Below are 12,967 nucleotides of genomic sequence, written 5' to 3'. Positions count from 1 at the left end.
TCGGCACGCCTGCTCCTTTCGGTTGTTTTCACAGGTGCCCCGCCTAGGCTCAATACGTCATGATTCGTTTTAATTCGGTCACCAAAAAATACGCGGGTTCCTCTCGTCCTGCCCTCAACGGGGTTGATTTTGAGATTCAGCGCGGCGAGTTCGTCTTCCTCGTTGGTGCTTCAGGTTCAGGTAAGTCTTCCTGCCTGCGTTTGATGATCAAAGAAGATAAGCCAAACTCTGGCTCTATTCATGTTCTCGGTCAGGACCTGGGGTCGATTTCCAGCCGAAAGGTTCCCTACTTCCGAAGGAACTTGGGAGTGGTTTTCCAAGACTTCCGTCTGCTTCCCAACAAGACCGTTTTTGACAACGTCGCATTCACTTTGCAGGTAATTGGTAAGTCACGAGGTTTCATTCAAGAAGCTGTTCCCGATGTTCTCAAGATGGTCGGCCTTGCTGGAAAAGCGCAGCGTTATCCGCACGAACTATCTGGTGGTGAGCAGCAGCGCGTTGCGATTGCACGCGCCATTGTGAACAAGCCTGCACTGCTTCTGGCTGATGAGCCCACAGGTAACCTTGACCCCGCTACTAGTGCAGGAATTATGGCTTTGCTGGAACGCATTAATGCTGGCGGAACCACCATTGTGATGGCGACACATGCGGCGGACTTCGTCGACCGCATGCAAAAGCGCGTGATTGAACTTGTCGCAGGTCAAATTGTTCGTGATGAACGTGAATCTGGATATGGAAACACGGCAGCCCTGCCCATTGTGGGTGCTGACGCCACCATCAACTCCACTGGTGACCACACAGCTGCTGCCGCAGCTGCGATGGCGGCAACGACGCGTCCTCAAGGCATCATCACTGAATCGCAACAGCCTCACATTATTGAGACAACCGACATTGTTGTTCCCACTCCGGTCTTTGATCCTGTCGATGACATCACCATGGATGCTGTTCCTGAGATTCCTAGTGCCTATGACACCGGTGAGATTGATGACCTGGGTGATTTGAACGAACTTTTTGGCATGAATGATTCGCGGCCAATTCCCCGTCTTGACCCTCCTGCTTTTGCCGATACTTCCGCTACGGAGCAAACAGAATCACTGACGAAACCCGGTGTCGATCTCAACTCCTTACCTTTGACAGAACGTTTGCGTATCCAAGCACAACAGCGTGCAAAGAAATCTGGCAACGATGACCAGAATGTGGGGCCTGTTCGATGAGGTTTGCACTGGTCTGGGCAGAGGTCGCTAATGGTCTCCGCCGGAACTTCTCCATGGTGGTTTCGGTCATATTGGTGACGTTTATTTCGCTGACTTTTGTTGGTACGGCAATCTTGCTGCAAATGCAGATTGGTCAGATGAAGAACTATTGGTACGACAAGGCGCAGGTTGCTGTGTACCTCTGTACTGATGTCTCAGCCGGCGAGAACTGTATTGATGGAGCAGCTACTGAGGCTGAAGTTAAAGCAGTGGAAGAAACTCTCTCTTCAGATACGTTGTCCCCATTTATTGACAAGTACTACTTCGAAGATCACGAGCAGGCTTACGCGAACTTCCAGGAACAGTTCAAGGACAACCCTGTTGCAGAGTATGTCACCCCGGAACAGCTCAATGAAACTTTTTGGGTAAACCTCAAAGATCCTTCGCAATCTGCTGTATTAGTAGAAGCATTATCTGCTCAAAAGGGTGTTGAAGCAGTGACCGATCAGCGCAGTTACCTAGATCAGATTTTTTCCATTCTCAACTCCGCGAGCTACACCGCCATTGGTGTTGCTGGGTTGATGCTGATTGCTGCTGTACTTCTGATTGCAACAACTATTCGCCTTTCTGCCTTCTCGCGGCGCCGTGAACTGGGCATTATGCGTTTAGTGGGTGCTTCGAACCGCTTTATTCAAACCCCGTTCATTTTGGAAGGTGTGTTTGCTGCGTTGGTGGGGTCGATTTTGGCCGGTGGCGCCATTATCGCCCTCGTTCACTTCTTCGTTCAGGGTTACTTGGCCATCAACATTCCGCTGACTTCCTTTGTGGGACTCAGTGAGGCATTCTTTGTCGTGCCCATCTTGGTGGTCGTGGGATCCCTATTGGCAGCGATCTCTGCCAACTTCGCTATCACCCGCTACCTCAAGATTTAGTCCCTGCATTGGGCGCGTAAACTAGGACTTTGCGCAGGAAGCTTGAAGGAGGTGTGCAATGCCGAAAGAAAAAGGTCAGAAGGTTGTTGCCACCAACCGTAAGGCTCGCCACGATTACAACATCATTGACACCTATGAGTGCGGCTTGGTTTTGTGGGGGACAGAAGTAAAGTCTCTGCGCCAAGGCCGTGCATCGCTGACCGATGGTTACGCCTTTATTGAAAATGGCGAAGCATGGCTTGATGCTGTGCACATCCCGGAATATCACCAGGGAACCTGGAACAACCACACACCTAGGCGTAAGCGTAAGCTCCTGATGCACAAGCAGGAGATCACCAAGCTCGCTAGCAAGGTGAAGGAGGGTGGTTACACCCTCATTCCTCTCTCGCTCTATTTCAACGATGGTCGGGCCAAAGTTGAACTTGCTTTGGCTAAGGGTAAAAAGGAATACGACAAGCGTCAGACTCTGCGTGAACGCCAAGACAAGCGCGAGGCAGATAGAGCTATCTCTGCCCGCAAACACTTGGGTGAGTAAAACTCACAGCCCACGGGAATATTTATTGTCAGGTGTGCGTTGTACACTTCAACTGCGCAACAATTACGCGCTAGAGCGAGCTTGACTCGTTTTTCACAACTCAACAGCGCATGATGTGACTACGCACTCTCATGGGGATGATCGGATTCGACATTGCCTGCGAGCGAGAGAGAAGCGGGTCGAGGATGCACAGTTATCTCGTAAACGCTCTGTGCAAAATATAGGTGCCAAATCTAAGCGCGCCGACTTCGCCCTCGCTGCCTAAGCGAGCCTGAAGTCCGTCAGACCGGACTAGATCCCGATCCGTGTTCTGGCGTCATCTAGGGAACTAGCTGCAGTGTTATGCCTGAGGGCACTGTGGGACTCTTACTCAGACTGGGCTCGTCGACTTAGATGCTGGTAACAAAGGTCGGAGCCAAGTAGAACGCCTCTAATCAGCTACACCCGTAGAAGACTCACAATCCCAGCAGTGGACGGGGGTTCAATTCCCCCCATCTCCACCATTTGTGAATGGCACATCATGCGCTGTGAGGAGTGAGGAAGCCCTGCAACGCAGGGCTTTTTCTGTTTCAATTGCCCTATGGCTTCCTACACAATCGTTGACTGCACACTCGAAGAACACGGTGAGGCCATTCGTGAGATTCTCAATGATGCAATTGTGAACTCAACTGCGCTGTTCGATTATGAACCGCGCACACAGGCAAACATGGTCACTTGGTTTGAGGGAAAAAAGGCAGGTAAATATCCCGTCATCGGTTTGGTCGATGACGAGGGTGTGCTGATGGGTTTTGGCAGTTTGGGAAGCTTTAGGCCCTTCCCCGCTAATAAGTACACCGTGGAACATTCGGTGTATGTTCACAAAGATTTCCGTCGGCAAGGCCTCGGTAAACAACTCTTGCAGCTACTTATTGATACCGCGACGAAGCTGGAATTCCACGTCATGCTCGGAGGCATTGACGCTTCGAACACGGCAAGTATTCACTTACACACCCAATTAGGGTTTGTGCACGTAGGAACCCTTCCCGAGGTGGGATACAAGTTTGGCCGCTGGCTAGATCTGGCTTTTTATCAACTCACGCTTCCCACTCCCCAAAACCCCAGGGAAAGCTAACCGTTATAGCGACCTTCACGGTGGTTCAGCGCGAGGATGAAGTTGAAAACAAAAGCGCCCACAGCCGAGTAGAGCACAATCACAGGTGAGGCGACAAAGAAGGCACCTGCCACGATGGCTAAATCAATGACCAGCTGAACATACCCTGCTCGCCAGCCATATTGTTCTTGAGCAATGAGGGCAACAACGTTAAAGCCACCCAAAGATGATCGGTGGCGGAATAGTCCTAAGACACCAATACTGGCCACCACGTTGCCGACAACTGCACCGAATAGCGGATCAATATCTAGGGGGCCTAAGTTCATGGCTGTGAGTTGAGTAAACAGTGAAACTAAGACAATTGCGACGAGGCTGCGCAGCGTGAAGTTCCACCCTTTTTTCCAGACAGCTAAGGGAAGAAAAGGAATGCTCGCCACAATCCAGACCACACTGAAAGAAAATGGTGTGGCATAGCTGATCAGCAGGGCCAGACCAGCGATACCGCCGGTAACTACGTGGCCACTGTCCATCAGAAATACCCCGACGGAGGCGAGGAGGGCGGAAGCAGAAATGCCGACAATATCGTCTAAAAGTGAGTGACTCTGGGCATTTGTGGTGCGGGAGTCATCAACAAGTGTGTTGTGCACTCATCAATTTCAACACAGCGTTTTTGCTCTTGTTGTTCGCTCACTTCAGGAAGTATCTGAAGGACCAGATTGTCAATGTCTACTTCCGTTGCAGTACTTCAATCTGACCAAACTTCTTCACCGGTTCGTAGTTTTCGGTGATGTAGTTCGCCACAGGTTCGTTCGTGAAATACAGGTCAGTAGAGCGGTCATTGAGAACAATGTAGCGAGGCTGACTTTCTTCCAACTCTGTCAGGAAAATGTCGTTGAAACCGAATCCAAAGTTATCTCGGTAATCGAGCAAGAGGTGGCTTGCTGAAATGAATCTGCTGGCAGATTGCCGGCCAGCTAGTTCATAGAAGGTCGCACCATAGTCATAAGCAAAGACCTTCTCACCTGGCTGAGTGTGTTCGTTCACATACTGAGCTGCTTGGGTATATTCGATGGCTTCCTGCTTGGTCACACCGGTGTAGTTGTTGACCAAGAAACGTAGAGAAATTAGGCCATTGACCGCAATTGTCCCGATGAAAATCAGGGTCAGAAGGACTTTGCTGACCTTCGTAAAGGACGTCATTCTGAATAATCCGTACATCATCACGATGGTGATGAACGGCATGATGATCAACAGGTAATAGCTATAGAACGAGCCAACCGCTGCTATCAAAGCCAGGCCGACCAACATCGACAGCCCAGTAACTTGGTATGCCTGAGTACGGTACTGGGTTTTCACATCGCGTAAGAAAACCGCAAAGAAAATTAGTGCAGGTAGAAGCATTGCTGCGGTAATCACGATCAGCAGAATGTTGGCACTGACTTTTCCTGCCCAGGCGCTGGAGGCGTATTTCGCTGAGAAGGAGAAAGACGCCACCATAAAGTCGTGGAAGTTTCCCTGGACAGCAAAGTATCCCAGCCAGAGAGCTGACACGATGAGGATTGGCGCGATAAAGGCAATGACATGCCAGACCAAGTGTGGTTTCTTCCAACCATGAATCAGTAGCAGAAGCCCGACGACTCCACCGAGCAAGATGAGGTTGCCTTTGACCCAGAACAGGTTCGCGGCAAACAAACCTGCGAGAGCAATCCAACCCCAGGAGCGGTTGTCAGAGAACTTGAGGTAACACAAAATCATGGCCAGGAGGAAAATCAGGCCAAGGTTTTCAGTCGTGTTTCCATTGGAGGCAAACTGGGACAGGTTGCGAATGAAGACATAGAGCAACAGGGTGAGCTGGATTGCGCGGTTGGGATCAATGCTGGAGCGAATAGTTGCCAAAAGTTGGGGCATAAAACGTTTGATAACAAAGTAGAACAGCACCGTGTCCACGATGGCAAAGAGCGTGAACCAGAGGCGGTGTAAAACGATGTTGTCGCCCAAAAGGGCTGCCATGACGCCGTTGTAGAGGAATATCAGCGGTGGTTTGTGATCCCAGGCATCAACATAAAGTTGTCCACCATCAACAATCCAGTTGTGTCCGACGTAGTAGAAGATCCAGTGGTCACTATCGAAAGGGTAGCCCCAGGTAGCCAAACGTCCCAGAGAAAAAACAGCGATAAGCGTGATCCAAAAACGCAAGGGAGAGTGCGTGAAAAACTCAACAAACTTAGATGTTGTCCAGTTGGAGGTTGAGGTGCTCACAAGGTCCTTACATTCCTAGAGGGGGTCAGCCCTAGCGCTGAGGTTTTCTAAAGACAAGCGAATCATAGAGAAGGTAATTCCAGACCATCGAAACGACGGTGGCAAACAATTTGGCCACCACGATGCTCGCTTCACGCGCGAGCATGCCTTCCAAAACAGGTACAGCCAGAACTAAGACGATGGGTTGCAACACCCACAATCCCACCAGGGTAACGAGCAAGAAGCGTAGGGCCTGGGACCGCTTTTTCCCAGTAGAGCCGAACGTGAAGGTCCGGTTAGCGAAGAAGCTAAATGTCAGTGCGACGCTGGTGGAGATGAAGTTTGCCGCCACGAGAGGCAACCCAACGGCGGTCAAGCTCAATAAAACGATGAAATCAATCGCCGTGTTGGCAATGCCAACAAGAATAAACCTCAGCGGTTTTGTGGACTTCTTCACTTTTTACGTGAACCGCGAGCAGGCTCAGTGTTGAGGTTGTTCTCTCCCACTAGGTAGGTGGGACGGTTCTTAGTCTCATTGAAAATCTTGCCAATGTATTCACCAATGATGCCCAGAGACATCAGTTGCACTCCACCTAAGAACAAGATGGTTGCCATGGTTGAGGGATAACCAGAGACATCAGGGCCATAGATGATGTTTTTGATAATCACTTGCAGCAAGTAGATAAATGCAATCAGTGAGACTAAGAATCCGAGAACCCCTGCTACGCGCAAAGGAGTGGTTGTGAAGGAGGTGAGTCCGTCGATGGCAAGGTTAATCAGGCGGAAGTAGTTAAACTTGGTTTTTCCCGCTGCCCGCGGAGCACGGTCATATTCGATGGCGTACTTGCGGAAACCTATCCAAGAGAACAGTGCTTTGGTGTTGCGCTCGGTTTCTCTAAATTGCTTGAGAGCATCGATGCACGCTCGGTCAAGCAGACGGAAGTCACCGGTATCTGGCTGAATCTCAATCCGCGTGGTTGTTTGAAGTAGACGGTAATACATCCTGGAGGTGACTTTTTTCATCCAGGTTTCCCCACGACGGTTAATGCGCTTGGCATAGACGTCTTGGTAGCCCTGCTTCCACAAAGCAATCATTTCGGGGATGAGTTCAGGGGGATCCTGCAGGTCGGCATCAATAACGATTACCGCATCAGAGTGGACATGGTCGAAGCCTGCCAGCAGAGCCTTTTCCTTGCCGAAGTTTCTACTCAAGGCAAGAAAGCGAACACGGGAATCCTGGGAGGCGTAGTTTTTCACAATGCTCACAGATGCATCTTTTGATCCATCATCGACAAAAAGGTAGACAAAATCACAGTCTCTGATGCCGCCGGTTACCCGGTTGAGCTCATCGAAAAGAAGGGGAAGAACCAGTTCCTCGTTGTACATGGGAACCAGAATGGTAACGACTGGTTTCTTCTTCGGAGGCATAAGCCAAGGTTACCGGAGGTCGCCTTCTTCGCTCGTGAAGCCCGGGGCCTCATTTCGCTAAAAATACGCCGGTGTGTGGCTGCATTTCGAGGCTTCTCAAGTGGTACTTTGGGCTGAGTTGAGCGTATAAAAACGTGTGCGCTCGTTACGAAAGGGACCCACCCCATGGGATACAACCGCCTCAAGGCATTCGAAGAAACTGGTTATGTCGTTCTCGACAGCTACGACCAGGCTGCTGACCCGAAGGAATGGCTCGACATTGAGTATGTCGATTGGAAGTCCTCCGGTGTTACTCGTTTCGCTCCATTGGCTTCTGCCTTTGGTGAGATTGAGTGCAATGGTTTCTGGAACCACACTCCTCCCCGCACCGACAAAGACGGTGTGTGGATTGATTCTCAGGTTGCCAAGGCACCTATCCTCACCAAGCGTGCGCAAGAGCCCGGAGCCAACGTTGGCCGTTGCCGCGTGATTGAGCTTCAGCCCAACAAGTACTCTGACGCCCTGTACAACATGCACCAGGACGACAACAACCGTCTCAACCCAGACGGAACCGGCTGGATTGTTCGTGGCTTCTTTAACCTCTCGGACAACCCAGACTCGATGATGATTTTGCGCGAAGACCGTTTGGACCCTTCGACCGAGATTCGTATTCCTCTTCCTGCAGGTGCCCAGCTGATTGTTGACACTCAACGCTTCTGGCACGCCGTATGGCACCAGGGTGATGAGCCTCGTTACTGTCTGATCACCTCTTGGGAGTCCGGTCCCGAACTTGACGCATATGTCACCAAGTATCACGGTAAGCCTCGTGTTGAGAACTACCCACTGGATGCGGACTTCATTGCTGCTGGTCAGAAGGAGTTCGAACGTCGTCTTGAAGAGCGTCGTTTGGCACTTCTTGCAAAGGGCATCGTCGAAGAAGGTGTGAAAGACCCTGAAGCGGAGAAGATGTAATTCTTCTCCTAAAACGCTGGTGAGCCCCCGAGCAATGCTCGGGGGCTCACCTGTTAAGTTAGTGATTTCCTACTGGGGCAACGCGGCTTCGATGGCCGCAATGATGGCAGGGTCATCGGGTTTGGTTGTGGGGCGGAAGCGCTTAATCTCGCCAGAAGGAAGAACGAGGAATTTTTCAAAGTTCCACATCACTGGACCTGCTTTGCCAGATGCATCCTTAGCCTTGACAAGCTCAACATAAAGCGGGTGGCGTTTACGTCCGTTGACACTGACCTTTTCTGTCATGGGGAAGGTCACACCCCAGGTGGTGGAACAGTATTGAGCGATATCGTCGCTGGTCTTCAACTCCTGCAAAAACTGGTTAGAAGGCACTCCCAGTACAGTAAATCCGCGCGAGCCATACTTCTCTTGAAGTTCCTCGAGCTGCTGGTATTGGGGTGAAAGTCCACAACGGGATGCAACATTCACTACCAACACAACTTTGTCGGAATAAGCTCCGAAGGTTGTGGGTTTTCCATCAAGAGTGGTCAAGGCAATGTCGTTGAGGCTCATATTCACAGGCTAGCTCTGTGTGAACAGTGAAACAATGGAGAAACGATGACTCACAGTATGCCCTCAGAGAACTTGCCGATTATTCACGACGGCATTATCGATCCACCTCACGATGTTGAGGTGCTCTCAGCTGATGAGTTCAAGCTGGCTTTCCGCAACCACCCTGCTGGTGTAGCAATTGTCACCGCAGATGCGGGCAACGGTCCTGTCGCGATGACAGTCACCAGTGTGTTTTCGGTGAGTGCAGAACCACCACTCTTGGTCTTCTCTGCATCTGCGCAATCCTCGGCAACGCCTATCATCACTGAAGCTGAAACGGTCGTGGTTCACCTCTTGGGTGCAGACCAGCTTCATTTGGCCAAACTTGCCGCAACAAGCGGAGCTAACCGTTTTCCCCAAGACATTCCTACTGAGCGGCTCCCCACGGGAGAAACTGTCTATTCCGAGGCGCATGCGTGGATTCGAGGCCGAACAGTGAACAAGCTCAAAGCGGGAAATTCCACCGTGTTTTTGATTGAAGCTCTGGAAGCGAAAACCCCTGAGGCAGGAAGTGCTGAACTGGACGCAAGTTCTGCACACCCGCTGGTGTACCACAACCGCACCTGGCACAAACTCGACAGCAACTCCAAGCTCGAGGCATGAGTAGGTTTAGCGAAAGTATCCGTTCGCATCTGCTGGAAACTTTCTCCGGGGATACCCAAGGCACTCCCTATTGGGTGAAGAACATTGAACAAGGCGACGATGTCGGCTTCTTTGGCCCAAGATCAGCATCGTGGGCAGTGCACGGTGGCATGCCAACCATGGTTGCCGGTATTCGTGCCCTGCTGATGCAAACCTTGCACCCTGGAGCCATGGCCGGAGTTCACGACTGGTCACGCTATAAAGAAGACCCGTTGGGGCGTCTGGCTGGGACTATTCAGTGGCTCATCACGGTCACCTTCGGTGACACCGCACTTGCTGAACACGAATCCTCCCGGGTGGCTAAGTTCCACGATCGCGTCAAGGGCACCTACATCGATGCGCAGGGTGTTGAACGCTCATATTCTGCTGGAGATCCAGAGCTGTTGTATTGGGTACATGTGGTATTCACTGACGCTTTCTTGGGCTGTCATCAGGCCTGGGGAGATCCCATCCCGGGTGGTGCCGACCAGTATGTTTCCGAGTGGTCCATCGCAGGAGAGCTCGTTGGTGTAGCTAACCCTCCGCGATCAGAAAAGGAACTCATTGCGGCCTTGCACAAGTTCAATACCGATGGCGTTCTCAAACACGATGAGCGCGTAGAGGAAACGATTGCTTTCTTGCGTAAGCCACCGCTACGTCGCAGCATGATGCCGTTCTATCGCATCATGTTTGCCGGTGCTGTCGAAAGCATTCCTGAGGAATACCGTCAGATTTTGGGTCTGAAGAAACCGTGGTGGCCAGCATCGTGGCTCACCGGAGTGATCTTGAAGATGCTTCGTTCACTCTTGGGACCCTCGTCTACTTCAGAGGATGCTGCTCGTGCCCGAATTGCTCGGTTGGAAGCTGAAGGAAAACTAGCGAGCTAATTCAGCAAGCACGGCGGCATGAAGAGCGCCATTCGTTGCTAAAGCGCTCCCGTGCCACACATCTGCGTGACCGTCAATCGAGGTGAAGGTCCCGCCAGCTTCTGTCACGATGGGCATCAAGGCAGCCATGTCATAGGGCTTAAGATCAAATTCTCCCGCCACGTCCACAATGCCCTCGGCAACCATCATGTAGGACCACATGTCGCCATACGCCCGGGTTCGCCATACTTTTCTGCTGAGGCCAACTAGTTCGTCTAGGTAACCAGCTTGATCCCACTGTTGCAAGGAGTTATAGCTGATGCTGGCATCAGCAAGCTTGGATACTCCTGAAACTTCAAGACGGCGCGGTTCTGCCACGGCAACCATAGGTTGCTCGAGAACATTGGCGAGATCATCGGGAAGGGGAATGTTTGCCAGAGGGTCGTGAGATTCATCAACCCACGCACCATTACCTTGTGAGCCCCACCAGCGTTTGCCCAAAGCTGGTGCACTCACCACACCCAGTACTGGTTCTCCATCGATAGCCAACGCAATCAGAGTTGCCCAGACAGGAACACCACGTAAAAAGTTTGAAGTACCGTCTATAGGGTCAATAATCCATTGGCGGTGAGGGTGATCTGCTGTCGCAGTGGGGCGTTCAGAAACAGTTCCTTTTTGTTCGCCGAACTCTTCGCCCAGCATGTAATCAGATCCTCGCTCGCGAGCGAGAATGTCGATTATGGCTTTTTCTACAGCACGATCCGCATCCGTGACTGGAGTCTTATCGGGCTTTGTCGTGACCTCGAGATCGAGAGCGAGATAGCGAGCGCGAGAAATCTCGTCAGCGGCATCAGCTAGTTGCAGGGCGAGCTGGAGGTCTTCATTGAGGGTGTAGTGGCTTCTGGTCACGCTTCCACGATACCCGGCTTGAAAAATAAGAAAGCCCTTCCAATCAAGAAAGGGCTTTCTCTTTTTGTTGCGGGGACAGGATTTGAACCTGCGACCTCTGGGTTATGAGCCCAGCGAGCTACCGAGCTGCTCCACCCCGCGTCGGTAGTTCAACTTTACCACGCTCCGGAAGACCCACCGACCACGGTCAGTGGCACAGGCGTAGTGTGAAAGTTATGACAAAGCCTGAACACACACTGCGCTTCCTCGGGGGAACTGAGACGGTCACCGGAAGTAAGTACCTGATTGAAACCGGTGGCAAACGCATTCTGGTCGATTGTGGCCTGTTCCAGGGATACAAGTCTTTGCGCGAGCGTAATCGCGAACCCTTCCCAGTTCCGCCCGACACTATCGATGTGGTCTTGCTTACCCACGCACACTTAGACCATTCGGGATATGTTCCCGCGCTCGTGCGTGATGGTTTCCGTGGAAAGATCATCGCCACAACAGGAACCGCAGAGCTGTGTTCCATTTTGCTTCCAGATAGCGCCCACCTTTTGGAGGAAGAGGCAGCACATGCTGCCAAGAAGGGGTATTCCAAACACAACCCACCCAAGCCCCTCTACACGGTGCAAGATGTAGAACAAGCCCTGTCGCAGTTCCGAACTGCAGAGTTTGATAAAGAGCTCGAGGTTGCCCCAGGCGTGAAGGCAACTTTCCTTCCGGCCGGCCACATTCTAGGTGCATCCCAATTGCACATCAAGGTTGCAGGAACCACCCTGCATTTCACGGGAGATATGGGCCGTCAGCATGATCCACTGATGAAGCCCCCTCGTCCTTTTGAGGGTGCGGACATTCTCATTACCGAATCTACGTACGGTAATCGCAGCCACCCCAACATCGACCCCGAGAAAGAACTTGGCCCTGCACTCAAGCCCACGCTTGAACGTGGCGGTGTCGTCGTCATCCCTGCTTTTGCGGTGGGAAGAACTCAGGGCCTGATGTTACATATCTGGCGATTGATGGACCGAGGCGAGATTCCTCGCGTCCCGATCTACGTCAACAGCCCTATGGCGGCTAGTGCGACACGGATGTATCACAATCATCAAGATGAGCACACGATTCCTGCTGACGAATTTGAGGCCGTCTATGACGTCGCCCACATGGTCGGCACCGTAGAAGAATCGAAGAAACTCAACGAGCGTCACGGACCCATGATCATCATTGCGGCGTCCGGCATGATGACCGGTGGTCGAGTGTTGCATCACCTTGTTGCTTTTGGTGATGACCCCAACAACCTCATACTTATTTCTGGATATCAGGCAGGAGGAACTCGGGGGGCACTGTTGGCTGAGGGGGCGACCTCACTGCGTATTCACGGCCGTGATGTGCCCATTCGTGCCCAGGTGATTCAGCTTGAGAGTATGTCAGGCCACGCAGATGCGGATGAGCTGGTGCAATGGATGCACACCGCTCCACGTGCTCCGAAAATGACGTATGTCACCCATGGTGAAATCGATGCTGCAGACCGGATGCGCTTCAGGATTGCGTCTGAATTGAAATGGAATGTTCGGGCACCCGAGCATGGCGAAACCATCGACCTTTCGAACCCGCAATAAGGCGCGAGACAAAGT

General features: G+C 51.8%; 14 protein-coding genes, 1 tRNA gene and 1 other RNA gene. 9 read left to right on the top strand and 7 right to left on the bottom strand.

From position 1 onward, the window contains the following. Positions 1 to 59 precede the first annotated feature (59 nt). The 5 genes from ftsE (at position 60) to AURUGA1_RS05660 (ending at position 3,771) form a co-directional block, all read left to right on the top strand. Entirely contained in the window at positions 60 to 1,214 is a 1,155-nt protein-coding gene (ftsE, locus tag AURUGA1_RS05680) for a cell division ATP-binding protein FtsE (RefSeq protein WP_114129251.1), read from the top strand. Further along, positions 1,211 to 2,125: a permease-like cell division protein FtsX gene (gene ftsX / locus AURUGA1_RS05675; RefSeq protein WP_114129250.1), complete on the top strand. Its 915-nt coding sequence runs from the start codon at positions 1,211 to 1,213 to the stop codon at positions 2,123 to 2,125. The genes ftsE and ftsX overlap by 4 nt, the downstream gene beginning before the upstream one ends. Positions 2,126 to 2,183: 58 nt before the next feature. Further along, complete coding sequence (gene smpB, locus AURUGA1_RS05670; RefSeq protein ID WP_114129249.1) at positions 2,184 to 2,660, top strand: SsrA-binding protein SmpB; 477 nt, start codon at positions 2,184 to 2,186, stop codon at positions 2,658 to 2,660. 133 nt (positions 2,661 to 2,793) lie between these two features. Further along, positions 2,794 to 3,163: a transfer-messenger RNA gene (gene ssrA, locus AURUGA1_RS05665) on the top strand. 77 nt (positions 3,164 to 3,240) lie between these two features. Further along, complete coding sequence (locus AURUGA1_RS05660; protein ID WP_114129248.1) at positions 3,241 to 3,771, top strand: GNAT family N-acetyltransferase; 531 nt, start codon at positions 3,241 to 3,243, stop codon at positions 3,769 to 3,771. On the opposite strand, the gene AURUGA1_RS05655 is transcribed toward AURUGA1_RS05660, so the two are convergent. The 4 genes from AURUGA1_RS05655 to AURUGA1_RS05640 all read right to left on the bottom strand — a co-directional run bounded on the left by AURUGA1_RS05655 (position 3,768) and on the right by AURUGA1_RS05640 (position 7,416). Then, complete coding sequence (locus AURUGA1_RS05655) at positions 3,768 to 4,397, bottom strand: YitT family protein (protein WP_114129247.1); 630 nt, start codon at positions 4,395 to 4,397, stop codon at positions 3,768 to 3,770. The two genes, AURUGA1_RS05660 and AURUGA1_RS05655, sit on opposite strands and share 4 nt — an antisense overlap. 79 nt (positions 4,398 to 4,476) lie before the next feature. Next, a complete protein-coding gene (locus AURUGA1_RS05650) occupies positions 4,477 to 6,009 on the bottom strand; it encodes a glycosyltransferase family 39 protein (RefSeq protein ID WP_114129246.1) in 1,533 nt (510 codons plus the stop codon). 31 nt (positions 6,010 to 6,040) lie between these two features. After that, complete coding sequence (locus AURUGA1_RS05645; protein WP_114129245.1) at positions 6,041 to 6,445, bottom strand: GtrA family protein; 405 nt, start codon at positions 6,443 to 6,445, stop codon at positions 6,041 to 6,043. Next, positions 6,442 to 7,416: a glycosyltransferase family 2 protein gene (locus AURUGA1_RS05640; protein WP_114129244.1), complete on the bottom strand. Its 975-nt coding sequence runs from the start codon at positions 7,414 to 7,416 to the stop codon at positions 6,442 to 6,444. Before AURUGA1_RS05640 ends, AURUGA1_RS05645 begins: the two co-directional genes overlap by 4 nt. A 165-nt stretch (positions 7,417 to 7,581) precedes the next feature. On the opposite strand from AURUGA1_RS05640, the gene AURUGA1_RS05635 reads away from it, so the two are divergent. After that, positions 7,582 to 8,367, top strand: coding sequence for a hypothetical protein (locus AURUGA1_RS05635; protein ID WP_114129243.1), 786 nt, complete (start codon positions 7,582 to 7,584; stop codon positions 8,365 to 8,367). 69 nt (positions 8,368 to 8,436) lie between these two features. Here the strand turns inward: AURUGA1_RS05635 and AURUGA1_RS05630 are convergent, their stop codons facing one another. Continuing rightward, complete coding sequence (locus tag AURUGA1_RS05630) at positions 8,437 to 8,919, bottom strand: glutathione peroxidase (protein ID WP_114129242.1); 483 nt, start codon at positions 8,917 to 8,919, stop codon at positions 8,437 to 8,439. 45 nt (positions 8,920 to 8,964) lie between these two features. Here AURUGA1_RS05630 and AURUGA1_RS05625 point away from each other — a divergent pair, with 45 nt between their 5' ends. Together AURUGA1_RS05625 and AURUGA1_RS05620 are read left to right on the top strand one after the other, a co-directional pair. Next, positions 8,965 to 9,561: a flavin reductase family protein gene (locus AURUGA1_RS05625; protein ID WP_240187352.1), complete on the top strand. Its 597-nt coding sequence runs from the start codon at positions 8,965 to 8,967 to the stop codon at positions 9,559 to 9,561. Beyond that, a complete protein-coding gene (locus AURUGA1_RS05620) occupies positions 9,558 to 10,466 on the top strand; it encodes an oxygenase MpaB family protein (protein ID WP_114129241.1) in 909 nt (302 codons plus the stop codon). The genes AURUGA1_RS05625 and AURUGA1_RS05620 overlap by 4 nt, the downstream gene beginning before the upstream one ends. On the opposite strand, the gene AURUGA1_RS05615 is transcribed toward AURUGA1_RS05620, so the two are convergent. Both AURUGA1_RS05615 and AURUGA1_RS05610 read right to left on the bottom strand, forming a co-directional pair. Then, positions 10,455 to 11,354, bottom strand: coding sequence for an inositol monophosphatase family protein (locus AURUGA1_RS05615; RefSeq protein WP_114129240.1), 900 nt, complete (start codon positions 11,352 to 11,354; stop codon positions 10,455 to 10,457). The two genes, AURUGA1_RS05620 and AURUGA1_RS05615, sit on opposite strands and share 12 nt — an antisense overlap. A 67-nt stretch (positions 11,355 to 11,421) precedes the next feature. Continuing rightward, positions 11,422 to 11,495: transfer RNA gene (locus AURUGA1_RS05610), tRNA-Met, on the bottom strand. 74 nt (positions 11,496 to 11,569) lie between these two features. On the opposite strand from AURUGA1_RS05610, the gene AURUGA1_RS05605 reads away from it, so the two are divergent. Continuing rightward, on the top strand, positions 11,570 to 12,952 hold the full coding sequence (locus tag AURUGA1_RS05605) for an MBL fold metallo-hydrolase RNA specificity domain-containing protein (RefSeq protein WP_114129239.1): 1,383 nt from the start codon (positions 11,570 to 11,572) through the stop codon (positions 12,950 to 12,952). Positions 12,953 to 12,967 lie beyond the last annotated feature (15 nt).

It is taken from the genome of Aurantimicrobium sp. MWH-Uga1 (assembly GCF_003325955.1).
Taxonomy (GTDB): domain Bacteria; phylum Actinomycetota; class Actinomycetes; order Actinomycetales; family Microbacteriaceae; genus Aurantimicrobium.
Note: the sequence above shows the minus strand (reverse complement) of the source record. Positions and strands in the feature narration are given on the sequence as shown.